The 23776-nt window shown below is 73.4% G+C and carries 18 protein-coding genes and 1 pseudogene; 10 read left to right on the top strand and 9 right to left on the bottom strand.

Features of this window, described 5'->3' with window-relative positions; translation table 11 throughout:
• Nucleotides 1-38: 38 nt before the first annotated feature.
• The gene (locus tag FHE66_RS12690; RefSeq protein ID WP_139073327.1) at nt 39-1067 is read right to left on the bottom strand and encodes a TRAP transporter substrate-binding protein; all 1029 of its coding nucleotides are present in this window, start codon (nt 1065-1067) and stop codon (nt 39-41) included.
• Nucleotides 1068-1406: 339 nt separating this feature from the next.
• A complete protein-coding gene (locus FHE66_RS12685) occupies nt 1407-2723 on the bottom strand; it encodes a lactate racemase domain-containing protein (RefSeq protein WP_139073326.1) in 1317 nt (438 codons plus the stop codon).
• Nucleotides 2724-2843: 120 nt separating this feature from the next.
• On the opposite strand from FHE66_RS12685, the gene uxaC reads away from it, so the two are divergent.
• Genes uxaC through FHE66_RS12670 form a run of 3 tightly spaced genes read left to right on the top strand, consistent with a single transcriptional unit; the run spans nt 2844 to nt 7151 of the window.
• Nucleotides 2844-4277, top strand: coding sequence for a glucuronate isomerase (gene uxaC, locus FHE66_RS12680; protein WP_139073324.1), 1434 nt, complete (start codon nt 2844-2846; stop codon nt 4275-4277).
• Nucleotides 4274-5641 carry a mannitol dehydrogenase family protein gene (locus FHE66_RS12675; protein ID WP_139073322.1) on the top strand — a complete coding sequence of 456 codons (1368 nt, stop codon included), beginning with the start codon at nt 4274-4276 and terminating at the stop codon, nt 5639-5641. Before uxaC ends, FHE66_RS12675 begins: the two co-directional genes overlap by 4 nt.
• 1 nt (nt 5642) lies before the next feature.
• Nucleotides 5643-7151, top strand: a complete 1509-nt coding sequence (locus FHE66_RS12670; protein ID WP_218013721.1) for a gluconokinase — start codon at nt 5643-5645, stop codon at nt 7149-7151.
• Between the two features lie 47 nt (nt 7152-7198).
• Here the strand turns inward: FHE66_RS12670 and FHE66_RS12665 are convergent, their stop codons facing one another.
• Entirely contained in the window at nt 7199-8674 is a 1476-nt protein-coding gene (locus FHE66_RS12665) for a glutamate--cysteine ligase (protein ID WP_139073321.1), read from the bottom strand.
• A 93-nt stretch (nt 8675-8767) separates the two neighbouring features.
• On the opposite strand from FHE66_RS12665, the gene FHE66_RS12660 reads away from it, so the two are divergent.
• Genes FHE66_RS12660 through FHE66_RS12650 form a run of 3 tightly spaced genes read left to right on the top strand, consistent with a single transcriptional unit; the run spans nt 8768 to nt 11999 of the window.
• Nucleotides 8768-10612, top strand: a complete 1845-nt coding sequence (locus FHE66_RS12660) for a metallophosphoesterase (protein WP_139073320.1) — start codon at nt 8768-8770, stop codon at nt 10610-10612.
• Complete coding sequence (locus FHE66_RS12655) at nt 10609-11304, top strand: vitamin K epoxide reductase family protein (RefSeq protein WP_139073319.1); 696 nt, start codon at nt 10609-10611, stop codon at nt 11302-11304. Before FHE66_RS12660 ends, FHE66_RS12655 begins: the two co-directional genes overlap by 4 nt.
• Complete coding sequence (locus tag FHE66_RS12650) at nt 11301-11999, top strand: metal-dependent transcriptional regulator (protein ID WP_176554772.1); 699 nt, start codon at nt 11301-11303, stop codon at nt 11997-11999. The genes FHE66_RS12655 and FHE66_RS12650 overlap by 4 nt, the downstream gene beginning before the upstream one ends.
• Before the next feature lie 370 nt (nt 12000-12369).
• Here the strand turns inward: FHE66_RS12650 and FHE66_RS12645 are convergent, their stop codons facing one another.
• Complete coding sequence (locus tag FHE66_RS12645; protein WP_139073318.1) at nt 12370-12831, bottom strand: MarR family winged helix-turn-helix transcriptional regulator; 462 nt, start codon at nt 12829-12831, stop codon at nt 12370-12372.
• 48 nt (nt 12832-12879) lie between these two features.
• On the opposite strand from FHE66_RS12645, the gene FHE66_RS12640 reads away from it, so the two are divergent.
• Nucleotides 12880-13329, top strand: coding sequence for an HIT family protein (locus tag FHE66_RS12640; RefSeq protein ID WP_139073317.1), 450 nt, complete (start codon nt 12880-12882; stop codon nt 13327-13329).
• A 25-nt stretch (nt 13330-13354) separates the two neighbouring features.
• Here FHE66_RS12640 and FHE66_RS12635 read toward each other — a convergent pair whose 3' ends face one another.
• From FHE66_RS12635 to FHE66_RS12625, 3 genes are read right to left on the bottom strand one after another with little or no spacing between them, the layout of a single operon-like run.
• The gene (locus FHE66_RS12635) at nt 13355-16588 is read right to left on the bottom strand and encodes a DEAD/DEAH box helicase (protein WP_218013720.1); all 3234 of its coding nucleotides are present in this window, start codon (nt 16586-16588) and stop codon (nt 13355-13357) included.
• Nucleotides 16589-16617: 29 nt separating this feature from the next.
• On the bottom strand, nt 16618-17379 hold the full coding sequence (locus FHE66_RS12630; protein WP_139073316.1) for an ABC transporter permease: 762 nt from the start codon (nt 17377-17379) through the stop codon (nt 16618-16620).
• Nucleotides 17376-18422 (bottom strand): ABC transporter ATP-binding protein, encoded by a 1047-nt coding sequence (locus FHE66_RS12625; protein ID WP_218013719.1) that lies wholly within the window; start codon nt 18420-18422, stop codon nt 17376-17378. The genes FHE66_RS12630 and FHE66_RS12625 overlap by 4 nt, the downstream gene beginning before the upstream one ends.
• Before the next feature lie 63 nt (nt 18423-18485).
• On the opposite strand from FHE66_RS12625, the gene FHE66_RS12620 reads away from it, so the two are divergent.
• Both FHE66_RS12620 and FHE66_RS12615 read left to right on the top strand, forming a co-directional pair.
• Entirely contained in the window at nt 18486-19466 is a 981-nt protein-coding gene (locus FHE66_RS12620; RefSeq protein WP_139073315.1) for a YafY family protein, read from the top strand.
• A gap of 1090 nt (nt 19467-20556) precedes the next feature.
• Entirely contained in the window at nt 20557-21060 is a 504-nt protein-coding gene (locus tag FHE66_RS12615; protein WP_255303733.1) for a DUF3995 domain-containing protein, read from the top strand.
• A gap of 275 nt (nt 21061-21335) precedes the next feature.
• Here the strand turns inward: FHE66_RS12615 and FHE66_RS12610 are convergent, their stop codons facing one another.
• Both FHE66_RS12610 and FHE66_RS12605 read right to left on the bottom strand, forming a co-directional pair.
• Complete coding sequence (locus tag FHE66_RS12610) at nt 21336-22697, bottom strand: 6-phospho-beta-glucosidase (RefSeq protein WP_139073313.1); 1362 nt, start codon at nt 22695-22697, stop codon at nt 21336-21338.
• A complete protein-coding gene (locus FHE66_RS12605) occupies nt 22694-23443 on the bottom strand; it encodes a DeoR/GlpR family DNA-binding transcription regulator (protein WP_139073311.1) in 750 nt (249 codons plus the stop codon). The genes FHE66_RS12610 and FHE66_RS12605 overlap by 4 nt, the downstream gene beginning before the upstream one ends.
• A gap of 116 nt (nt 23444-23559) precedes the next feature.
• Here FHE66_RS12605 and FHE66_RS12600 point away from each other — a divergent pair.
• Nucleotides 23560-23776, top strand: a pseudogene (locus FHE66_RS12600) (carbohydrate kinase family protein); the annotation flags it as partial.

Below are 23776 nucleotides of genomic sequence, written 5' to 3'. Positions count from 1 at the left end.
GGTGGCGGCGGGGAGGCCCCGCCGCCACCACTGTCGGGTCAGCGAGCTGCGTTGCGGGCCGCGTCGAAGAGCGCCTGCTGGGTCTCGGTCGTGATGAACTCGGCGGCCAGCGGCGCGAGGACGGCGTCGAAGGCTGCGGAGTCGACCTCGGTGAAGGTGGCGCCCCCGGCCTGGGCCTGGGCGATGGCCTCCTCGGTGGCCGTCGTCCAGAGCTCGGTGTGCTCCTGGTACGCGGCGGTCCACACCTCGTCGAAGGCGGCGCGGTCCTCGTCGGACATCTCGGCGAGGACGTCGGTGTTGATGATGAGGTAGTCCAGGCCGACGAGGTGGTTGGTCTGGGACCAGTAGGGGGCGACCTCGTAGTGACGCTGGGTGGCGAAGGAGACCTCGTTGTTCTCGGCGGCGTCGACGACCCCGGACTGCAGGCCGGTGTAGAGCTCGCCGTAGGCCATCGGCGTGGCGGAGGCGCCCAGCGCCTCGGCCATCGCGATGTGGAGGTCGGACTCCTGGACGCGCAGCTTCATGCCGGCGAGGTCGGCCGGCGTCTCGACCGGACCGAAGGTCGTGTAGACGCTGCGGGCGCCCTGGGTGAAGCCACCGAGCACGGTGATGTTGTTGGACTCCTCGAGGGAGGAGTACAGGTCGCCGGTGATCTCCTCGTCGTGGATGACCGACATCTGGTGCTCGACGTCGTCGAAGACCTTGGGCAGGTTGAAGACGACGAAGTCGGGGTTGAGGTTCTCCAGCTGAGGGCCGGAGACGATGGCCATCTCGACGGAGCCGTCGGCCACGAGCTGCATGGCCTCGGCCTGCGCCCCGAGGGTCTCGTTCGGGTAGACGTCGATGCTCCAGCGACCGTCGGTGGCCTCCTCGAGCGCCGTGCCCATGTTGTCCAGGGCGATGTACGACGGGTGCTCCTCGGTCTGGTTGAGGGCCAGACGCATGGACTTGCCCCCTGCCTCACCGCCGCCGCCGTCGCCGTCCGTGTCGTCCCCGCCGCACGCTGCGAGCAGCAGGCTGGCGGCTGCGACGGTGGAGATGAGCGTGAAGGTCTTGGTCCGCCTCATTGTGGTGTCCGTTCTCTTGCGTGCCCGCCGGGTGGCGGTGCGCGGGTTTATGGGGCCAGCTGCATGTCCCACCGTCCTCGGTGGCTGGACGGTGTGGAGTCCCGTCCCGCGGCCGAGCCGTGCGGCTGACGCGCCGGCTTGTGACTTGATTCAGCCACCGGCCGCGCGAAAAGCCGCACGGGTTGCCATGTGTTGCCAGGTCACGATCGAGACACGGGCCACCGGCCGGCGGACGGCGGCGCGCGGCAGGGGCCGGCGTCGTCGAGCCCGGCCCTGGTGGGGGCGGGCTGACCCGACGACGACGGAGTGCAGTCATGACCGAGGCCGAGCTGTGACTCGTCAGGCGGTGTGGAGCTCGGTGTCGCGGTTCTCGAGCTTCTCGCGGGTGGACCACAGGCCGGCGGAGGGCGTGGAGATGTAGAAGACCTCCTCGCCGTCGGGCATGGTGTTCCACCCGTCCTTCATGACGGCGGGGTCGTAGCGCCGCAGCGCCTCCTCGACGTCCATGTACCGGTAGCCCACCGACTCGATCTCCTCCTTGCCCAGGTGGCCCGGCGCGTAGGTGATCGTGAACCGGCCCTCTGCGGAGCCGTGGACGAGGTGGGCGGTGCCGTGCGGGATGTCCTGCATGTCAGCCTGGGTCTTGTACAGGTCGATGACCTCGGCCTGCGAGATGTACCCGTACTTGCGGATGAGCTCGTCGACCTCCGGCTGCTCGCCGAACCGCTCGACACCAGGCGCGATGACGAGCAGCTCACCGCCGTCGGCGATCGCCATGCGGGTGCGGTAGACGGCCTTGTTCGCCACCCACGTCGCGCGGAACTCGTCGGCCTGCATGACGGCGACGACCTTGCGCACCGGCTCGTCGAACAGGGTGAAGTTCTGCGCGCGGGAGGCGCGGGCGGCGTCGTAGTAGGTCTCGACGTCGTCACCGACGAACACGCCGGTGTGGGCGAGCCTGCCGTCGTCGTCGTAGTCCATGACGACCTGGAGGTAGACGTCGGGCAGGTCGCCGAGGAAGTGCTCCTCGGCGTAGTTGAAGCACGCCCGGACCGGGGTGAGGAGGTTGCCGAGGTTGTTCTCGATGCCGTAGACGGCCGAGGCCATGTGCGCGGCGCCGAGCAGCCGCTTGCCGCCGAGCCCGATGAAGTAGTTCTTGTTGTGGTTGGCGAACCCGAGCACCTCGTGGGGCACGACGTGCCCGACGTTGATGATGAGGTCCCACTGCTCGGTGACGAGCATCGTGTTGAGGTCGACCGGCATCTCCCAGTCGACGACGCCGCCGGTGCGCTCGCGCACGTACTCCGCGGGCACGGTGCCGACGTTCGTCACCCCGTTCTTCCAGTCGTGGGCGTGGATGCGCTCCTCGGGGATCGATCCGAACATCCACTCGTTGTCCTCGCGGGTGTGCGGGACGTGCTGGCCGAGGGTGGGGATGACGTGGACCTCGGCGCCCATGCCGTCGAGCCGGTTGTACAGGTACTCGGTCATCCAGCCGGTGCCCGAGTGGGCACGGGTGAGGTCCGGTGGCAGGAGCAGGACGCGCCGGTACTCGGCGATGCCGAGCCGCTCCTTCGCCTCGTCGAGCATCCGGTCGCACATCGTCTCGATCTGGGGCCGCGAGATGAAGCGGGCCTCCTCCTTGAACCACGTCATGGCGACGACGTTAGCGCCGCGACAGCCTGCGAGTCAGAAGGCGTGGCAAGGTCCGGCAACTGGTGGCAAGGCTTGGCAACCTCGCTGCTGCGGGCCGGGGGCGCCGTCACGATGGCGCCCATGACCGTTGACACGCGGGACCTGCTCACCGTGCACCCCGACCGGCTCCTGCCCGCGCAGCCCGACGTGCGGGACGTCGCCCGCCGGATCTACGAGGCGACCAAGGACCTGCCGATCATCTCCCCGCACAGCCACGTGCCCCCGCAGTGGCTCGTCGACGACCAGCCGTTCAGCGACCCGGTGTCGCTGCTCCTGTCGCCGGACCACTACGTGCTGCGCATGCTCCACGCGAACGGCGCCGAGCTCAGCGACCTCGGCCGCGGCCCCGACGGTCCGGTCCAGCTCGACGAGGCGGCGGCCCGCAAGGCGTGGCGCATCCTGTGCGAGAACTACCACCTCTTCCGCGGCACCCCGGTGAAGTACTGGTTCGACACGACCTTCGCCGAGGTCTTCGGGATCACCCAGGTGCCGAGCGCGCGCACCGCCGACGCGATCTACGACCAGATCGCCGCCGCCATCGCGACCCCGCAGTTCCGCCCGCGGGCCCTGTTCGAGCGCTTCAACATCTCGGTCCTCGCCACCACCGACGACCCGCTGGACGACCTCGCCGGGCACAAGGCGCTGGCCCAGGACCCGACCTTCACCGGCCGGGTCATCCCCACCTTCCGTCCCGACCGCTTCCTCGAGCTCGCCCGCCCGGGCTGGGCCGACCTCGCCCGCCGGCTCGGTGAGGTCTCCGGCGTCGACACCGGCGACTACGCCGGCTACATCGCCGCGATCGAGAACCGCCGCCGGTACTTCAAGGAGCACGGCGCCGTCTCCTCCGACCACTCCCACCTCGACGCCGGCACCGAGCCGCTGAGCGAGGACGAGGCACGGCGGATCTACGCCGCAGCTCTGCGCGGGGAGGCCACCGTCGAGGAGGGGCGCGCCTTCCACCGCCACATGATGAGCGAGACGGCGCGCATGGCGACCGAGGACGGCCTCGTCATGACGCTGCACCCGGCCGTGTACCGCAACCACGACACCGACAACTTCACCCGGTTCGGTCCCGACGCCGGGTCGGACATCCCGGTCAAGGTCGAGTTCACCAAGGCGCTGCAGCCGCTGCTCACGCGCTACGGCAACCACCCGAACCTCAACCTCGTCGTCTTCACGATCGACGAGGACGTCTACTCCCGCGAGCTCGCGCCGATGGCCGGTTTCTACCGGTCGATGCACGTCGGGGTGCCGTGGTGGTTCATCGACGCGCCCGAGGCGATCCGTCGCTTCCGTGGGGCCGTCACCGAGACCGCAGGCTTCTACCGGACCTCCGGCTTCATCGACGACACCCGCGCGTTCCTGTCCATCCCGACGCGTCACGACATGTCCCGCCGGCTCGACGCCGCCTACCTCGCCGAGCTCGTCTCCGAGCACCGGCTCACCGAGGACGAGGCGCTGGCCACCGCACACGACCTCGTGACGACGATCCCCCAGAAGGTGTTCAAGCTGTGAGACTCAGCCGCCGCCCCGACCAGCCCACCGCGCCCGTGCGCATCGCCCACCTGGGCCTGGGGAACTTCTTCCGCGCGCACCAGGCGTGGTACACGATGCACGCCGAGGACGGCGCGGAGTGGGGGATCGCGGCGTTCACCGGCCGCCGGCCCGACGCCGCCCGGGCGCTCGCGCCGCAGGACGGGCTGTACACGCTCGTCGTGCGCCGTCCCGAGGGGGACGACCTCGAGGTCGTCACCTCGGTGAGCGCGGTCCACGCGGCCGCCGACCACGTGGCCTGGCTGGAGTACCTGCGTGACCCGGCCGTCGTCGTCGTCACGAGCACGGTGACCGAGGCGGGCTACCGCCGCGGCCCGGGCGGTGGCCTCGACCTCGAGGCGCCGGACGTCGCCGCGGACGTCGAGACGCTGCGCCAGGACCCCGTCGCCCCGGTGAGCACCGTGCCCGCAAAGCTCGTCGCCGGGCTCATGGCGCGCCAGGCCGCCGACGCCGGCCCGATCACGATCCTGCCGTGCGACAACCTGCCCGGCAACGGGGAGGTCGTCGCCCGGGTCGTGCGCGACCTCGGCGCGGCCGTCGACGAGGCGCTCGTCCCGTGGATCGAGGAGAACGTCGACTTCGCGAGCTCGATGGTCGACCGGATCACCCCGGCCGCGGGGCCGGAGGTCGCCGCCGACGTCGAGCGTGCGCTCGGCGTCGAGGACGTGTCCCCGGTGCCCACCGAGCCGTTCGCCGAGTGGGTCATCGCCGGGGCGTTCCCCGGCGGGCGGCCCCGGTGGGAGACGGCCGGCGTCACCCTCGTGGACGACGTCGAGCCCTACGAGCGGCGCAAGCTCCTCCTGCTCAACGGCGCCCACTCGCTCATGGCCTACGCCGGCCCGATCCTCGGTCACGAGACCGTCGACGAGGCCTTCGCCGACCCGCAGCTGCGCGCCTGGGTCGAGCGGCTGTGGGACGACGCGACGCCCACGCTCACCGTGCCGCAGGAGGACGTCACGGCCTACCGCGCCGCCCTCACCGAGCGGTTCGCCAACCCGCGGATGCGCGACATCCTGGGTCGGATCGCGGCCGACGGCTCGCAGAAGCTGCCCGTGCGGCACGTGCCGGTGCTGCGCACCGAGCGTGGCGCGGGCCGGATGCCCGAGGGCGCCGTCGTCGCCGTCGCGGCGTGGGTCGCGCACCTGCGCGGCGCGGGCGTGCCGGTCAACGACGTCGAGGCGGAGCGCTGGACCGGGCTCGCCGCGGGCGAGGACGAGCAGGCAGTGACGCGCGTGCTCGGCGAGCTCGCCCCCGAGCTCGCCGGTGACACCGAGCTGCGCGACGCCGTCCTCGCGCGACTGCGCGCCTTCGAGTCCGGCAGCTGACGTGGGGATCGTCATCGGGGTGGACGTCGGGACGACGACGACGAAGGTCATCGCCGTCGACCCGGCGACGGGCCGGCGCACCGCGGCGTTCCGCGAGTACCGCCTGTCCGAGCCGCAGCCGCGCCACCAGGTGCAGAGCCCGCGGATGGTGCTCGACGCCGTCGACGGCGCGCTGGCCGAGGTCGTCGCCGCGTGCGCGGGCCGGCAGGTCGACGTCATCGGGGTGGGGTCGGCCATGCACGGCCTGCTCGGCCTCGACGAGGACCTGGTGCCGGTCACCGACATCGTCACGTGGGCCGACACGCGTGCCCACGCCGAGGCGGCGGCGCTGCGCGCCGAGGGCAGGGCCACCGAGCTGCTCCACCGTTCGGGCACGCCCGTCCACCCGATGAGCCCCCTCGTCAAGCTCCGGTGGTTCACCCGCCACGACCCTGCGACCGCCGCCCGGGCGCGCCACTGGGTGGGGCTCAAGGACCTCGTCCTGCTCCACCTCACCGGCCGGTTGGTCACCGAGCTGTCGACCGCGTCGGCGTCCGGGCTGCTCGACCTCGCCACCCGCACGTGGGCCCCCTCCTCCCTCGAGCTCGCGGGCGTGCGCCGGGAGCAGCTTCCCGACGTGCTGCCGACGACGGCGCTGCTCGAGCTGTCCGCGGCGGCCGGCGCGCGCGTCGGACTGCCCGCCGGGGTGCCGGTGAACGTCGGCGCGACCGACGGGCCGCTCGGCAACCTCGGCACCGGGGCGATCGCCCCGGGCGTCGCCGGGCTGTCGATGGGCACGAGCGGCGCGGTGCGCACGATCGTGCCCGAGCCGCGGCTCGACCCCGGCGGGCGGCTGTTCTGCTACGCCCTCACCGAGGACGCCTGGGTGGTCGGCGCGGCGATCAGCAACGGGGGAGTGGTGGCCCGCTGGGCGGGCGACGTCTACGCCCCGGACATCCCGGCCGGCCCGGAGCGCGACAGCCAGGTGCTCGCGATGGCCGAGGCCGTCGCCTGCGGCAGCGACGGGCTCGTCATGCTGCCCTACCTCCTCGGCGAGCGGGCACCGCTGTGGGACCCGGACCTCACCGGCGCCTTCCTCGGCGTGCGCCACGCGCACGGCCGCGGGCACTTCATCCGCGCCGCGATCGAGGGCGTGGCCCTCCAGATGGCGAGCATCGTCGACGTCCTCGACGACGTCACGCCGGTGACCGAGGTCCGCTGCACGGGCGGGGTGTTCCGTGCCCCGCTGTGGCGCCAGATCATGGCCGCGACCATCGGGCGCCCGCTCGTGCCGACCGACGACGCCGAGGGCTCGGCGCTCGGCTCGGCGATCCTCGCCCTCCACGCGACCGGCCAGGTCGAGTCCCTCGCGGCCGGCCTGGAGCTGCTCAGCCCGGCCGGGGACGTCGCCGACCCGATCGAGGTCCCGGCGGACGCCCGCGAGGTCTACGCGGGTCTGCGCGGACGGGCCACGCGCCTGCTCGGCGCCTACGACGAGCTGCACGCCTTCCTCGAGTCGCTCGAGGGCTGAGCCGCGGCGGCGCCCGGGCGGGGGTGCCGCCGCTCTGCCCTCCCTCGCTAGGGGACGGGCCAGGTGTGCACGGGCTCGTTGCCGTGCATCACCTGCACGTAGTCCCGCAGCATGAGGTGCAGGGACTCCTTGCGGTCGTGCCCGCGCGCCTCGTGGCCCTGGACCGCGGCCACCTGCCAGGTCGCGCCGTTGCGACGCAACCTGGCCCGCGCCTCGATGATGTCCAGCGCCCGCCCGGCGAGCTCGCCGCCCACGCCGAGACGCTCGAGGCCGGCGGCGGCGATCGGCAGCAGCGTCCCGAGGACGACCTCGTCGGCCCCGACCTCCCCGAGCTCGGGCCAGTAGAGCCGGGCGTGGATGCCGTCGCGGGCCGCGGCGCGGAAGTTCTCCCGGGCGGCGTCGAAGGACATGCGCGACCACAGCGGACGCTCGTCGGCCACGAGCTCGACGACGACCCCGTAGAAGAACGCCGCGTTGGCGAGGGTGTCGACGACGCTCGGCCCGGCGGGCAGCACCCGGTTCTCCACGCGCAGGTGGGGACGCCCGTCCTGCACGTCGTAGACCGGCCGGTTCCAGCGGTAGATGGTCCCGTTGTGCAGCCGCAGCTCGGCCAGCGACGGCGTGCCGCCCGCGGCGAGCACCTCGGCCGGGTCCTCGTCGCTGCTCACCGGGAGCAGCGCGGGGAAGTAGCGCACGTTCTCCTCGAAGAGGTCGAAGATGGACGTGATCCAGCGGTCGCCGAAGAAGACGCGGGGGCGGACGCCCTGGTTGCGCAGCTCGACCGAGCGGGTGTCGGTCGACTGGAGGAAGGTCTCCACGCGGGTCTCGGCCTGGAGGTGGTGGCCGAAGAGGAACGGGGAGTTCGCGCCGAGCGCGAGCTGCGGGCCGGCGATGAGCTGGGCGGCGTTCCAGTAGGCGGCGTACCGGTCGGGGGAGACCTGGAGGTGGAACTGGGTGGAGGTGCACGCGGCCTCCGCGACGATGGAGTCGAGGGTGAGCGAGAGCGGCTCCTTGCCGCTGATGCGCAGCGTGATGTCCTCGCGGCGCGCGCTCATGATCGACTCGTCCAGCGCGCGGTACCGGTCGCTGTCGGTGAACCAGGCGCGGCCCGCGGGCGGGGCGGGCAGGGTGGGCAGGATCCCGACCATGACGAGGTCGGCGCCCGCGTCCCCGGCCCGGTCCCGGGCGCGGTTGAGGTTGCGGCGCAGCGCGCTCTCCAGCTGGGCGAGGGACTGCCCGCCGATCTGCCGCGGCTCGACGTTGAGCTCGATGGTGAACTTGCCGAGCTCGGTCTGGTAGAGCGGGTCGGAGATGCGGTCGAGGACCTCGGTGTTGCCGTAGAACGGGCGCATCTCGGAGTCGATGAGGTTGAGCTCGATCTCCAGCCCGGTGCGCCACTCGTCCTCGAGGAAGACCTTCGCGTCGAGCATCGCCTCGAGCGTGTCGAGGCAGCGGCGGATCTTCGCCCGGTACAGGGCGTGGTCCGACCGGGTGAAGGTCGTCCCGGAGATCTCGTCACCCATGCTCGCTCCCTGCGCTCGCGTGTCCGGCAGCAAAACAACCACATCCTGAGGCCGCCGTCACGCGAACTGCCGGCTGGGGAGACAATGGCGGCGATGGAGCACGACGACGAGACGCGGGCCGACGGCCGCCGGTGGCCCTGGTGGCACCGCCAGACCACGACGACGCGACGCGTCATCCGCACGAGCCTCGCGCTCGTCGTGACGTTCGTCGCCGCCGCGGCGTTCGGCGTCCTCACCGCCTCCGCCGACTCCTCCCTGGGCCCGCACGCGGCGCACTGGGAGATCACGACGCAGGACGAGGTCGCCCTCGACCTCGGGCCGCTCGGGTCGGTCCACCTGGACTCCCCGCTGCCCTGGCCCCTCGGGGTGGAGGTGGTCGTCCAGGAGATCCCCGCCGAGCTCGCCGCCGTCCCCGCCAACCCGGTGACCGGCCTGGCCGGCGACCTGTCCGCCTACGCCCAGGTGGTCTCCCACCCGAACGCCGTCGTCGCCGACGCCGCCCACGCGCTCGTGCGCGACGCCGTGGGCCGCACCGTGCTCGCGTGGACGGTCCTCCTCGTCGTCATCGCCGGCGGGCGGCTCGCCTCCGGCGGCCTGCTGCGCAAGGACCTCGCCATCGCGGCGCGGCGCCCGGGCGTCGTGCCGCTGGCCGGCGTCCTCGTCCTCACGCTCGCGGCGGTGCCGACCGTCCGCGCGATCACCGACCGCCCGGCCGAGGGCACGACGATCCGCGCGCTGGCCGGGACACCGATGGAGGACCTGCGGATGACCGGGCGCATCGCCCAGCTCCTCGACACCTACGGCGGCTACCTCGTCGACGCCTACGAGGAGAACGAGGCGTTCTACGACACGGTCACCGCCAACCTCGAGGCGGCCTACGCCGCGGACCGGGCGCCGGTGCGCCCGCCCGGCATCCCGATCCTCGACCCGGCCCCCGCCGGCGCGGCGGACGGCGAGCCCGCGACCGACGGCGAGGAGCCCGTGGACGGGCCCTCGGCCGCCGAGCCGCAGGACGGCGCCACCGCCGCGCCCACCGCCACTGCCACGGACGAGGCCACCGTCGTCCCCATGGACGAGTCCGACGCGAGGCCCTCGCCGACCCCGGATCCGACCGCCACCCCCGCCCGGGTGGAGCCGGTGACCTTCCTCCAGGTGAGCGACCTCCACTGCAACGTCGGGATGGCGTCGGTCATCGCGGCCGCGGTCCGGCTCAGCGGCGCCCAGGCCGTGCTCGACACCGGGGACACCGTGATGAGCGGGACGTCGGTGGAGTCCTACTGCGTCAACGCCTTCGCCGACGCCGTCCTGGAGGAGGCGCCGATCGTCGTGTCCACCGGCAACCACGACTCGGTGACGACGGCCGAGCAGATGCGCTCCGCCGGGTACACCGTGCTCGGCGGGGACGTCGTCGACGTCGCGGGGGTGAGCCTGCTCGGCGACACCGACCCGACCCTCACCTCGATCGGCGAGGGCACCCAGCCCGAGCGCGAGGAGAGCGTCACCGAGATGGCCGACCGGCTCGCCCGGACCGCGTGCGACACGGGCGGCGTCGACCTCCTGCTCGTCCACAACCCGCGCGCCGCGTTGCCCTCGCTGGACGACGGCTGCGCGCAGCTCGCGCTGTCCGGGCACTGGCACCGGCGGCAGGGCCCGGAGGTCCACGGCGCCGGCACGCGGTACGTGAGCGCGAGCTCCGCGGGCGCCTCCGGGGGCACGACCATCGGCCCGCTCAACGGCACCGCCGAGATGACGGTGCTGCGGGTGGACGCCGCGAGCGGACGACCGCTGGACTACCGCGTCATCAGCATCGACACCGAGGGCGGCGTCGAGCTCGGCCGCTGGTACCGCTTCCCGGTGGCTGCTGACGCGGCGGCGACGGGCGGGGATACTGGGGCCCGGGTATCCACCGAGGACCCGACGGGAACGGAGCGCAGATGAGCACGCAGCCGGTGACGAGCGGCGGGGACGACCTCGACGACGACGAGCTCCTCGCCGAGGAGGAGGCGCTCGCGCGGCTCGACCGCACCCGGCCGACCGAGCACCAGCTCGCCGGGGGCGCACCCCGTGGCCTCGGCTGGCTGCTCACCGTCGGCGGCGCGCTCGGCGCGTGGGCCTCGGTCATGCTCATCCTGTCCCAGCAGACCCTCCTGCGGGACCCCGGCGCCGCGCTCGCCTGCGACATCAACCCGATCATCGGCTGCGGCAAGTTCGTCCTGTCCTGGCAGGCCTCGGTGCTCGGCCCGCCGAACGCGATCCTCGGGACGATGGCCTTCACCGTCCTCACCGCCACCGGGCTCATCCTCCTCGGTGGCGGACGCCTGCCCCGGTTCTACTGGGCGGCGCTCATGGTGGGCTCGGTGCTCGCCGGCGTGTGGATCACCTGGTTCCAGTACCAGGCGTTCACCGAGCTGCACGCCCTGTGCCCCTACTGCCTCGTCGTCTGGACGGTGACGATCCCGATCGTCGTCAACGTCCTGGCGCGCGGCTTCCAGGCGGGCCACCTGCCCGCCCCGGAGGGCCTGCGCCGCTTCCTCGTGCAGGACCGCGGCCTGGTCATCGGCGTCTGGTACGCCGTCGTCCTCCTCCTCATCGGGATCGTCTTCTGGGACCAGTGGATGCTGATCCTGTGACCGGCGACGCGGGCACCCGGCTGCCCACCTCGAACGTCTCCCAGGACTACCTCAAGGCCATCTACGCCGCCGTCGAGTGGGGCGGTCCGGCGACGAGCGTGAGCGCGCTCGCCGCCCGGATGGGTGTCTCGCCGTCGACCGCCTCGGAGACCGTCCGGCGCCTGGCCGACGAGGGCCTGGTCCACCACGAGCGCTACGGCGGCATCTCGCTCACCGGCCGCGGGCGAGAGGCGGCGCTGGCGATGGTCCGCCGGCACCGCCTCATCGAGACGCTCCTCGTCGAGCACCTGGGGTATGAGTGGGACGAGGTGCACGACGAGGCCGAGGTCCTCGAGCACGCCGTGTCGGACCTGCTCATCGAGCGGGTCGACGCGCTGCTCGGGCACCCCGTCCGCGACCCGCACGGCGACCCGATCCCCAGCGCGTCCGGCGAGGTCTCCCTGCCGCCCACCCGGCCGCTGGGCGAGGCACCCGCCGGCGAGGGTGGTCGCATCGTGCGGATCTCCGACGCGGAGCCGCAGGTGCTGCGCCACCTCGCCGACGTCGGGATGAACCTCGACGCCCACGTCGAGGTCCTCGAGACCCGCCCGTACGTCGGCACCACGCTCTTCGCCGTCACCCAGCCCGGGGAGACGCAGCCCGCCCGGGTCGAGCTCGGCGACCCCGCCGTCGCCGCCGTCTGGATCACCCGCTAACCCCCGAGATCTCTGGGACACCCCTCAGCGCCCGCGGACACCCCGTGCGCGAGGCCCGGAGCCCGCAAAAGGGCGTCCCAGAGGACGACGTCGACGGCGGCGCCCCACCCCCTCTGGGACACCCCTCAGCGCCCGCGGACACCCCGTGCACGAGGCCCGGAGCCCGCAAAAGGGCGTCCCAGAGGACGACGTCGACAGGGAGGACCGAGAGGGCCGGCGGGTCGCGGGCCGACCGGCGGACCCTGGAGCCGCACCCGCTCCTGCCTCTGGGACACCCTTTCGCGTCCGTCCGCGGCGTCGCACCGGGCGTCCCCGGGACGCAAGGGGCGTCCCAGAGGGGGGTTGGGAGGGGGGAGTGCGGGGCGCCCGGTTACAGGGTGCGCTGGGCGGTGCGGAGCTTGTGGGCGAGGTGCTGCAGGGTGCGCAGCTCGTCCTCGTCGAGCGCGCCGCCGACGTACCGGCGGATCGAGCGGACGTGGGCGCGCCCGATCTCCCGCTGCAGCCGCGCACCCTCCTCGGTGAGGGCGACGACGACGCCGCGGCCGTCGTCGGGCGCCGCGCGGCGCTCGACGAGTCCCCGCGCGCTCAGGCGGTCGACCATCCGCGACAGGCTCGGCTGCGACAGGAGGATGAGCTCGGTGAGCTCACGCATCCGCATGGCGCTGCCCTCACCGCGGCTGAGCTGGAACAGCACGTCGTACTCGCGGGAGGTGAGCGGGGCGAAGTCGTCGCCGGCCTCGAAGCGGCGCATGAGCGTCACCTGCGCCCGGAACAGCTCCTCCCAGGCCTCCGCCGCGGTCCGCGTCGAGACCTGCTGGTCCTGTGGTGGCATGCCGTCCCTCCGTGTCGCCCAGCATCGTACGTGGCTACCCTGGGCGTCATGAGCACCGTCTTCACCAAGATCATCGCCGGGGAGATCCCGGGCCGGTTCGTCTGGGCGGACGACGAGTGCGTCGCCTTCTCGACCATCGCGCCCATCACCGACGGGCACATGCTCGTCGTCCCGCGGGCGGAGGTGGAGCAGCTCACCGAGGCCTCGGACGAGCTGCTCGCCCACCTCACCGCCGTCGCCAAGGCGATCGGCCGGGCGCAGCAGGCGGCGTGGGGCGCGCCGCGGGCCGCGCTGCTCGTCGCCGGCTTCGAGGTGCCCCACCTGCACCTGCACGTCCTGCCCGCGTGGGACGAGTCCTCGCTGCGCTTCGACCCCGCGCGCACCGACGTGCCGGCCGAGGAGCTCGACGCCGCCGCCGAGAAGGTCCGCGAGCAGCTGCACGCCGCCGGTCACGGCGCCCACATCCCGCCGCGGCTCCACTCCGCCGACCTCGCCTGACCACGCCGGTCATCAGGCCGGCCGGTCAGTCGGTGAGCAGCTCGCGGATGTCCTCCGCGCTCAGCGGCGCGGACGTCGCGGCGCCGCCCCCGGCGAGCACCCGGTCGAACAGCTCGCGCTTGCGGTCGGCGAGGGCCATGACCTTCTCCTCGATCGTCCCCTCGGCCACCATCCGGTAGACCATGACGGCGCGGTCCTGGCCGATGCGGTGCGTGCGGTCGATCGCCTGCGCCTCGACCGCCGGGTTCCACCACGGGTCGAGCATGAAGCAGTAGTCGGCCTCGGTGAGGTTGAGCCCGAACCCGCCCGCCTTGAGGCTGATGAGGAAGACGGGCGCCTGCCCCTCCTTGAACTCCCGTACCCGGGCGGCGCGGTGCTGCGTGCTCCCGTCGAGGTAGCAGTAGTCCACGCCCTGCTGCTCGAGCCGCTCGCGCACGAGCGCGAGGTAGCCGGTGAACTGGCTGAACACGAGCGCGCGGTGCCCCTCGGCGACCACCTCGTCGAGCAGCTCGAGGAACGCCTCGGCCTTGCTCGAGCCCACCGCCTCGTACTCCGGGTCGACGAGTCCGGGGGCGAGCGCGAGCCGGCGCAGCAGCGTGAGGGACCGGAAGATGGTGAACCGGTTCTTGTCGAGGTCCTCGACCAGCCCGAGGATCTTGCGGCGCTCGCGGGCGAGGTGGGTGTCGTAGATCTTGCGGTGCCGCGGGGTGAGCGGGACGGTGAGCACCTGCTCCTGCTTGGGCGGCAGCTCGGTGGCGACCTCCTCCTTCGTGCGCCGCCGGACGAAGGGACGGGTGCGGCGGCGCAGCCGGTCGAGCGCGGCGTCGTCCTTGTCCCGCTCGATCGGCACCCGGTACTGCTCGGCGAAGACCCGCGGGTCGGGGAACAGGCCCGGCGCCGTGACGGAGAGCAGCGCCCACAGGTCCATGAGGCTGTTCTCCAGCGGTGTGCCGGAGATCGCGAGCTTGACCGGGGCGTCGAGCCGCCGTGCGGCCACGTGCGTCTTGGCCTGGTGGTTCTTGACGAACTGGGCCTCGTCGAGGACGAGCGCGGACCAGTCGAGCGCGTCGTAGGAGGCGAAGTCGATCCGCAGCAGCGCGTAGGACGTGACGACGACGTCGGCCCCGGCCACGTGGTCCGCGAGCGGCACCCCGGCCTTCTTCGCCGTCTGCTCGACGGTGCGCACGACCAGGTCGGGGGTGAACCGGGCCGCCTCGCCCGCCCAGCCGCCGACGACGGACGTGGGCGCGACGACGAGGACCGGGGCGGTGAGCCGGCCGGTCTCCTTGGCCCGCTGGACGACGGCGAGGGTCTGCAGGGTCTTGCCCAGGCCCATGTCGTCGGCGAGGATCCCGCCGAGCCCGGCGTCCCACAGGGTGGCGAGCCACTCGAACCCCTCGCGCTGGTAGGACCGCAGCTCCGCGCGCAGGCCGGCGGGCACGGGGACCTCCCCGGGCGGCGGGCCGGAGACGAGCGCCTCGACCGTGCGGCGCCAGCGCTCGCTCTGCGCGTCGACCACACCGAGGGTGCGCAGCTCCTCCCACAGGTCGGCCTGGTAGGCGGTGACCCGCAGCGTGCCGGACTCCTCGTCGTGCAGACCGCCGGCCTCGGTGATGAGCGCGCGGAGCTGGTCGAGCTCGGGCCGGTCGAGGCTGACGTAGACGCCGGAGGGCAGGAAGAGGAAGGCCTCACCGGTGGCGAGCGCGCGGAACAGGTGGCCGAAGGGTACGGGCTCGCCGTCGACCTCGACGGCCACCTCGAGGTCGAACCAGTCACCGCCGGGGGCGTCGGTGGCGGCCAGGCGGATCGTGGGGGCGACGTCGGTCCGCCGGTAGTCCGGCACGTCGCCGTGGACCTCGACGACGAGGGCGGGGTTCTCGGCCCGCAGCAGCGCCAGGCCGTCGGTGGTGAAGCGCGCCGCGGCGACGCCGGCGAGCTCGGCGGAGGGGACCGGGCCGCGGGCGGGCGGGGTGGCGCCCAGCTGCGGGTACCCAGCCGGCAGGACGAGCTCCTCGAGCAGGCGCGTCTCGCGCGGCACGTCGCGCACCCAGCCGGCGGGCACGGCGTCGACCTCGACCGGGGTGCCGACGGGGACGTCGGTGCTGCCCTCGGCGGTGCGGTAGCGGAAGGACCAGGCGAGCCGGACGACGAACCCCGGCTCGTGGGTGAGGTCCAGGGCGAGCACCGGGGCGAGGACGTCGGGCAGGTCGACGGCGCCGTCGGAGGAACGCACCGGCAGCAGTCGCCGCAGCCGCGGGTAGTAGTCGCGGCGGAAGCGCTCGACGCCGTCGTGCGGGATGTGGAGCGGCGCGCCGGTGACGAGCTCGGAGGCCCCGGCGGGCAGCGGGCGCGCGAGCGGGGCGAGGAGCAGGCCGTCGTCGTGCACCGCGACGCCGTGGACCGGGTGGCCGACGAACGCGACGGCGTGCGCGCCGACCGTGCGCCCGCCGACGGTGACCGTGGGGGACACGCGCACACCGTCGAGGACAGGGTGGGCGGCGACGTCGAGGGTGATCTCGGCGGGGGTGGTGCTGAGGTGCACCTCCCCGCCGATCCCGCGGTGGGGGACGAGGGCGATCCCGGCCTCGACGGCCTGGCGCAGCAGCGCCCACACCGCCGAGCCGAGCTCGTCGAGGTAGACGTGCTTGGCGTAGGTGGGGTGGGAGGCGACGAGCGCGCGCAGCGCCTCGACGTGCGCCGGGGCGAAGCGGCCCCACGACCAGCGGACGTTGGCCCACGTGACGCCGGTGCGCACCCACGTGTCCCGCACGCCCCGGACGACCGGGACGAGCCGGACCCGCGCGGCGGTGCGGTTCCCGCCCGCCGCGGACCCCTTGCCGACGACCTTCTCGAGCTGCAGCCCGAGCGGCTCGCCGGTCTCCTCCTCGGCGTCGCCGACGGCGCCGGTGAGGGCCCGCTCCCAGTCCGCGGTGCCCCCGCCGCCGGCGGCCTCGCGGGCCGCGACGACGGTGGCGACCGCGTGCTTGCAGTCGAGGCGGACGGGGCAGGTGCAGTGGAGCTGGACCTGCTCCTCGCCGGTGACGAGGACGAAGGTCTGGTAGGGCAGCGGGCCGCTGCCGCGCACGGTGGCGAACAGGGCGCGCTGGTCGGGGTCGACGTGCATCCGCTGGACCATGCCGCGCCGCGCGTACTCCAGGCCGCGGCCGACCGTGCCGGGGTCGACCAGCCTGCGCAGCGCGACGTCGGAGGGGAGCGAGAGCCGGACCAGGGCCCGGGCGTCGCTCTCGTTCAGCTGCACCTCACTACGGTAACCGCGCCCGCCGACACTCAGATGCTCCGGCGGATCATCCGGATGCCCAGCGTGAGCCCGAGCGCCGCGAGGACGACGGCGGCCAGCGCGCCCTGCCACACGGCCGGCTCCCCGAGCTGCCCGTTGAACAGCGCCCGCTCCGCCCCGACGACGTAGGTGAGCGGGTTCACCTGGCCGAGCACCTGCATCCACCGTGGCGCGGACTCCATCGGCAGGAGCATCCCCGACAGGATCATGAGCGGGAAGATCAGCGCCTGCTGGACCGCCCAGAACATCCAGTCCCGCTCGCGCGCGGCGATCCCGAGTGAGTAGCTCAGGGCGCCGAGCCCGATCCCGAGCACGGCGAGCAGCACGAGCCCGAGCGCCATCCCGGGCACGTTGGGCCGGAATCCGAACGCGGCGGCGACGAGCGTGATGATCACCGCCTGGACGGACAGCGGCACCATCTCCTTCAGCGCGCGGCCGACCATGAACGCGGGGCGGGCCACCGGCGTGACGAGCATCCTCTCGTGGGAGCCGGACTGGAGCTCGAACAGGAGGTTGGAGCCGGCCATCGCCGTGCCGAACAGGGTGCTCATGACGATGATGCCCGGCACGAACCACTGGAAGGACTCGGCGAGCGGGAGGCCGGTCGTCCCGGAGAGGAGCGGGCCGAAGAAGGCGAGGAAGACGAGCGGCTGGAGCAGGGAGAAGATCACGCTGAACGGGTCGCGCAGGACCGGCCACAGCTCGCGGACGAGGACGTTGCCGGTGTCGCGGACGATGCTCGTGGTGCTCATGCCACACCTCCGGTGAGGGCGGGGGACGGGGTGGGGTCGCCGGTGGCGGTCGCCTGCTCCTCGCGCAGGCTGCGGCCGGTGAGCCCGAGGAAGACGTCGTCGAGCGTGGGCTGGTGGAGCTCGGCGGCCCGGACGTCGTGCCCGTCGGCGGCGAGCGCGGCGAGCAGGCCGGGCAGCACCCGGTCCCCGTGGTCGACGACGACGGAGTAGCGAACCGCCGTCCCGTCCGTCTCCGCGACGAGGGCGTGCTCGACGTCGTCGGGGCGGGCGGAGACGCGGCGCACGATGCCGAGCACGCCGTCGTCGGGGGAGTCGCCGGTGAGGACGAGGACGACCCGGTCCCCGGCGAGGTCGGCCTTGAGCCGGGCGGCGGTGTCGTCGGCGATGAGGCGGCCGTTGTCGACCACCATGACGCGTTCGGCGAAGCGGTCCGCCTCGTCGAGGTAGTGGGTGGTGAGCAGGAGCGTCATCCCGTACCGCTCGCGCAGGGTGAGGATGTGGTCCCACAGGTGGGCGCGGGACTGCGGGTCCAGGCCGGTGGACGGCTCGTCGAGGAAGAGGAGCTGCGGGGCGGGGACGAGGCCGAGGGCGATGTCCACGCGCCGCCGCTGTCCACCGGACAGGGTCATGGTCGTGCGGCCGGTGAGCTCCCCGAGGTCGAGGATCTCGATGAGCTCGTCCGCGCGCCGGCGTCGTTCGACGCGGCCCAGGCCGTAGAAGGCGCCCTGGGAGACGAGCTCGTCGCGCAGCCGGTAGTACTGGCCCGCCCCGTTCTTCTGCCCGATGTAGCCGATGGACCGCCGCACCGCGCCGGGCGCGCGGGCGATGTCGTGCCCGCAGACGGTCGCCTCCCCGCTCGTCGGGGGCAGGAGGGTGGTGAGCATGCGCAGGGAGGTCGACTTGCCGGCGCCGTTGGGGCCGAGGAAGGCCGTGAGCGAGCCGGCGTCGATGTCCATGGTGAGGTCGCTGACCGCGACGACCTCCTCGCCGCCCTTGCGGCGGAAGGTCTTGGTGAGTCCCCGTGTGCTGATGATCGGAGTCATGGGAGGGACCCTAGGAACCGATGCGGACAGATCCTGGCCGCATCTCGGCGTAGTTTGCGTGGCATGTCCGATCCGACGACGAGGGCGCTGCGCCTGCTGTCCCTCCTCCAGACCCACCGGTCCTGGCCGGGCAGGGAGCTGCGCGAACGCCTCGGCGTCAGCGACCGCACGCTGCGCCGCGACATCGACCGGCTCCGCGAGCTCGGCTACGAGGTCCACGCCCGGCCCGGGGTCGACGGCGGGTACCAGCTCGCCGCGGGCACCCGGCTGCCCCCGCTCCTGCTCGACGACGACGAGGCCGTGGCGATCGCCGTCGGCCTGCGCGTCGCGGCGGTCCAGGGCCTGGGGGAGCACACGGCGCTGAGCGCGCTCGTCAAGCTCGAGCAGATGCTGCCGGCCCACCTGCGTCGCCGGGTCTCCGCGCTCCAGGAGTACGCGGTCGCTGCCGGGGGCCGGGGGATGAGCGTGGACCCGGACCTCATCGCCGAGCTCGCCCTCGCGTGCCGCGACCACGAGCGGGTGCGCTTCGCCTACGTCTCGGGGCTCGACGTCGAGAGCACGCGGAACGTGGAGCCCCACACCCTCGTGTCCAACGGCCCGCGCTGGTACCTCGTGTGCTGGGACGTCGACCGCGCCGGTTGGCGCACCTTCCGGCTGGACCGCATGTCCCGCCTGCTGCGCACGGGGGCCAGGTTCACAGCCCGTGAGCTCCCCGTGGAGGACGCCACCGAGATGGTCTTCGTCTCCGACACCGAGGCGAGCTATCCGCTCGAGGCTGTGATTCACCTCGACCAACCGCTCGAGGAGACGCGCCGCGCCTTCGGGGTGTGGGCGAGGGGCGCGACGGCGAACGACAGCGGCGGCAGCGACTGGCCGGTCGGCGGCCCCTCGCTGGCCGACCTCCTCTACGGCCCGGGCTGGATCCCGCTCGACGTCGCGTGGACCGTGTCCGCGACCCCCGAGGTCACCGACCTCCTCGCCCGCTTCGCCCGCCGCCTCACCGCCGCCCTCCCGCCCCCGTCCGAACCCCCCTCACCCTCCTGACCCCCCTGCCCTCCCGCGTCGAGCGCTGGATCTCGCACGCCCCCTCCCGCGTCGAGCGCTGGATCCTGCACACTCACGCGCCCGATCCAGCGCTCGGCGGGGAGAAGGTGCGGGGGAGGGGGCGGGGACAGACGAAGGGCCCGGCACGCCTCAGCGTGCCGGGCCTTGGTGGGCGCGGGGCCTCATTCGCGCGGCAGTGACACGTTGCGGACGGCCGCGCGCGGAGCGACTCCCGCCCAGCGTCCGTGACGGGCCCGCAGGACGCGGGTGGCCGGGCGGCGCTGGAGGTGGACGTAGTCCGCCAACGACATTCCCATGCTGCTGGCAGACAGGTCGCCGAGCATGATGGACGACATGACTCTCCCCTGAAAGGTGTGGATGTGTGGGCCGTCGGGCTGACGGCATGGCTCCGCTGGGGGACGCTGGGATCGTGACCTCGTCGTCGTGATCCCTGCGGCGACGGGGTCTGCTAGTGCGTCTGTGGGACGGCCATTCGAGAAGCGTGGCAGCAGGTCGCCGGGAGTGTCATGCCTTTTTCGTCCCGTTCCGGGTCGCTCGTGGAGGAGTCCGACGTCGCCCGTGGGAGATGGTCACTGTCGCTCGGGGAGGACGGTGAGGGGCCGGGCGCCGGAGGCCTTCCGCCGGCGCCTGGCCCTGAACGGTCAGCGAGTGCGGAGGGCTGCCTCGCGCCTCGCGCTGTGCGGGCCCCCGGTGCGGACCCGGAGCAGGCGGTGGAGCCTGCGGCCGCGACGTCGCGGGAGGCTGGCCGGCTGTCGCTGGAGGTAGACGAAGTCGGCCAGCGGGACGTTCATGCTCCGTGCGAAGTCCTCGCCGAGCATGGTTGTGTGCATGGTGGTACCACTTCCCTTCGGTGACCCGGCCGGACAGGCCGGAGACGTCGACGGTGCCGCCATCACTGAGACGCCGGTGCCGTCAGCTTCCCGACAAGCGTCTCATATCGTGGTCAGTCCTCGCGAACGACGCGCGGGTGCGCATGAGCGCCTGTGCCGCCCTCCGTCGCCCCCACGCCGAGCGCTGGATCCTGCGCGCAGGCCTGGCGCGTGGCGGGCGCGCGGGGCAGGCTCGTGCCGTGTCCTCATCCGACCGGACGGCGCGCGCGTGGTTGTGGGTTGCGTGCGCCGTCGGGCTCGTCCACGCCGCTGCCAGCGCCTACTGGGCGGCCGGCGGGGAGTGGCTCCTGGACACCGTGGGGCAGTGGGCGGTCGACCTCCGCAGCTCGCAACCGGTCGCCGCGGCCTGGGGGCTGGCCGGCATCGCGTTGGCGAAGGCTGTGGCGGCGCTCGTGCCCGTGGCCGTCGAGCGCGGCCGGCTGCGCCCGGCGCGCGTGTGGCGCGCACTGTGCTGGGCGGGCGGAGCAGGGCTCGTCGTCTACGGCGGGGTCAACGTCGTCGTGAGCAACGCGGTGCTGCTGACGGCCGAGCCCGGCAGCTACGACCGCGCCGCGATGGTCGGCCACGCCTGGTTGTGGGACCCGCTGTTCCTCCTGTGGGGCGCCGCGCTCCTCGCCTCCCTGTGGCTCTCCCGCTCCGTCGAGCGCGGGCGGACGACGACGTCGGGAACCCCGGCGCCGTAACCCCCGCCCCCTCTGGGACGCCCCTCGTGCCCCCGGGACGCCCTGTGCAACGCCGTTCTGGGACGCGGAAGGGTGTCCCAGAGGGGATCGCGGCAGCGCAGCGCTCCGCCGGACGCCGGTGGCCCCTCACCCCGTCTGTCCTCTGGGACGCCCTTTTGTGGGCCGGCCGCCTCGTGCGCGGGGTGTCCGGGGGTGCTGAGGGGCGTCCCAGAGGGCTAGTTGGGTAAGTCCCCGCCCGCGGTCGGACGCTCGATCGCGCTCGGCGGGTGGGCGGGTCAGTGGAGGCGGGCGGCGACGTCGGGCATGGCGGCGCAGTAGTCCTCGACCAGCTGCCGGGCGACGGCGATCGAGTCGACGAGCGGGTGGTTGGCGAACGCCCGCCAGGCGAGCTCGCGCGACCCCTGCTCCAGCGCCGCGAGGACGAGCTGCTCGCTCGCCTTGACGGTCGTGATGAGCCCGGCCATCTCGCCGTCGAGCGGGGCGATGGCGCGGGGGTGCACGCCATCGCGGTCCACCGTGCACGGCACCTCGACGACGGCGCCGGGGGTGAGCTGGGGGACGAGGAGGCTGCCGTCGCCGCGCGCGTCGTTGCCGACGCCGAGGATCATCGTCGCGGCCTCGCCGGTGGCCAGCGCGGTCATGAGGTCGAGCGCGACCTCCTGGTACCCGCCGCCCTCGACGTCCTCGGCGCGCCGGCCGTGGCGCTCCTGCGGCGGGCGCGACTCGTTCATGTACGTCGACTCGCGCTCGTGGCGGGTGGCGTCCCACAGCTCGAGGGCATGCTCGGGGGCGGCGGCGGCCCGAGCGTAGAAGCGGGACTGCTGGGCGTCGAGGTACTCCCCGCGGGTGGGCTCGTCGCCGGTGAGGCGGGCCATCGCCTCGCGGTGGAGGTAGTAGTAGAAGAGGTACTCGTTGGGGATCGCGCCGAGCGCGCGCACCCACTCGAAGCCGAAGAGGCGCGCCTCCTCGATGGCGTCGAGCCGCTCGTCGGAGGCGAGGAGCTCGGGCAGGACGTCGCGTCCGTCGACGACGAGCGTGCGCAGCCAGCCGAGGTGGTTGAGACCGACGTAGTCGAAGTCCACGGTGCGCGGGTCGCGCCCGACGCCGGTGGCGGCGCGGCGCATGAGCCCGATGGGGGTGTCGCAGATGCTCACGACACGCTCGCCGAGCACGGTGCGCATCGCCTCGGTGAGGATGCCCGCCGGGTTGGTGAAGTTGATCGTCCAGGCCCGCGGCGCCTGCGCGGCGATGCGCTCGGCGAGCCGCAGCGCGTGGGGCACGGTGCGCAGCGCGTAGGCCAGGCCGCCGGGCCCGACGGTCTCCTGCCCGAGCACGCCGAGGCGTAGCGCGGTGCGCTCGTCGGTGATCCGCCCCGCCGACCCGCCGACGCGGATCGCGGAGAAGACGAAGTCGGCGTCGCGCAGCGCGGCGTCGAGGTCGGTGGTCGTGTGCACCCGGGGCGGTCGGGGGAGCTCGCCGGCCAGCTGCTCCAGGACGCGGCCGATGACGTCGAGCCGTTCGGCGGAGACGTCGTGGAGCCACAGCTCCTCGACGCGCAGCCGCGCGTCGCCGGCCGAGAGCGCCTGGAAGATCTGGGGGACGCGGAAACCGCCTCCCCCGATGACGGTGAGCTTCACTCGGTGATGACCTCCGTGCCGCGGGATCTCAGGACGTCGAGCCCGGGTGAGCTCGACTCGGGACTGGTGACGAGGGTGTCGACGTCCTCCGGGCCGAAGGCGGCGAGCAGCCCGGAGCCGGGGAACTTGTCGTCGTCGGCGACGAGGACGCGGCGCTCGGACGCGGCGACGATCGCGCGCTTGACCGGCACCTCGATGCTCGTGGAGTCGAGGACGGCGCCGTCGTCGCGCACGCCGCTCGTGCCGAGGAAGGCGACGTCGGCGGTGATCTGGCTGAGCGCCTGCTCGGGCAGGGCGCCGACGAGGGAGAGGTAGGAGCGGCGCAGCACGCCGCCGAGGACGACGAGCTCGACGACGGGGTCGTCGCGCAGGACGTCGACGACGGCGAGCGAGGCGGTGACGACGGTGACCCGCCGCCCGCGCAGGTGGCGGGCGACCTGCGCGACGGTCGTGCCGATGTCGAGGACGACGACGTCGTTGTCGGCGACGAGCCGCGCCGCGAGGGCGCCGAGGCGCTCGCGGCCCGCGGTGCGGTCACCGGCGACGAGCTCGAAGGGGCGGGCGTCCGGCTCGACGGCGCCGCCGCCGCGGACCCGCTGGAGGCGGCCCTGGCGGCTGAGGAGGTCGAGGTCGCGGCGGATGGTCGAGGTGCTGACCCCGAAACGTTCGGCAAGATGTGCGACGGCGACCTCGCCGTGGTCGCGCAGCTCGGCGAGGATCGCGTCCCGCCGGGTCGTCGTCAACACGCCAGCGACGCTATCAGAACCGCGCAGGACCGGGCACTAGTGTGCATAGAATGTCAGAACATGGATCGCGCAGCATGCCCGCGGACGGAGCCGTCCGCGACCGAGAGGAGCACGGTGTGACCCACGAGCCGGGTGTCCAGGAGGCTCCGGTCCAGGAGGCCGCTGCCCAGCAGCCGGAGGTCGACGTCCTCGACGTCTTCCTCTCCGGGCCGCTCTTCCTCGACATCGTCTTCTCCGGGCTCCCGTCCGTGCCGCGCCCCGGCACGGAGGTGTGGGCCAGCGGCATGGGCTCCCTGCCCGGCGGCATCGCCAACCTCGCGGTCGCCGCCAGCC

This window comes from Georgenia sp. 311, from assembly GCF_006151955.1.
GTDB classification, from domain to species: Bacteria; Actinomycetota; Actinomycetes; order Actinomycetales; family Actinomycetaceae; genus Oceanitalea; species Oceanitalea wutianyii.
The sequence above is the reverse complement of the archived record's forward strand: the minus strand, read 5'-3'. Positions and strand labels throughout refer to the sequence as shown.

Excerpts from the sequence above, each read along its gene's own strand:
- FHE66_RS12640 (WP_139073317.1), top strand. The coding sequence starts at position 12,880 with ATGAGCACCGTCTTCACCAAGATCATCGCCGGGGAGATCCCGGGCCGG.
- FHE66_RS12620 (WP_139073315.1), top strand. The coding sequence starts at position 18,486 with ATGTCCGATCCGACGACGAGGGCGCTGCGCCTGCTGTCCCTCCTCCAG.
- uxaC (WP_139073324.1), top strand. The coding sequence starts at position 2,844 with ATGACCGTTGACACGCGGGACCTGCTCACCGTGCACCCCGACCGGCTC.
- FHE66_RS12660 (WP_139073320.1), top strand. The coding sequence starts at position 8,768 with ATGGAGCACGACGACGAGACGCGGGCCGACGGCCGCCGGTGGCCCTGG.
- FHE66_RS12630 (WP_139073316.1), bottom strand. The coding sequence starts at position 17,379 with ATGAGCACCACGAGCATCGTCCGCGACACCGGCAACGTCCTCGTCCGC.
- FHE66_RS12655 (WP_139073319.1), top strand. The coding sequence starts at position 10,609 with ATGAGCACGCAGCCGGTGACGAGCGGCGGGGACGACCTCGACGACGAC.
- FHE66_RS12665 (WP_139073321.1), bottom strand. The coding sequence starts at position 8,674 with ATGGGTGACGAGATCTCCGGGACGACCTTCACCCGGTCGGACCACGCC.
- FHE66_RS12645 (WP_139073318.1), bottom strand. The coding sequence starts at position 12,831 with ATGCCACCACAGGACCAGCAGGTCTCGACGCGGACCGCGGCGGAGGCC.
- FHE66_RS12690 (WP_139073327.1), bottom strand. The coding sequence starts at position 1,067 with ATGAGGCGGACCAAGACCTTCACGCTCATCTCCACCGTCGCAGCCGCC.
- FHE66_RS12625 (WP_218013719.1), bottom strand. The coding sequence starts at position 18,422 with ATGACTCCGATCATCAGCACACGGGGACTCACCAAGACCTTCCGCCGC.
- FHE66_RS12685 (WP_139073326.1), bottom strand. The coding sequence starts at position 2,723 with ATGACGTGGTTCAAGGAGGAGGCCCGCTTCATCTCGCGGCCCCAGATC.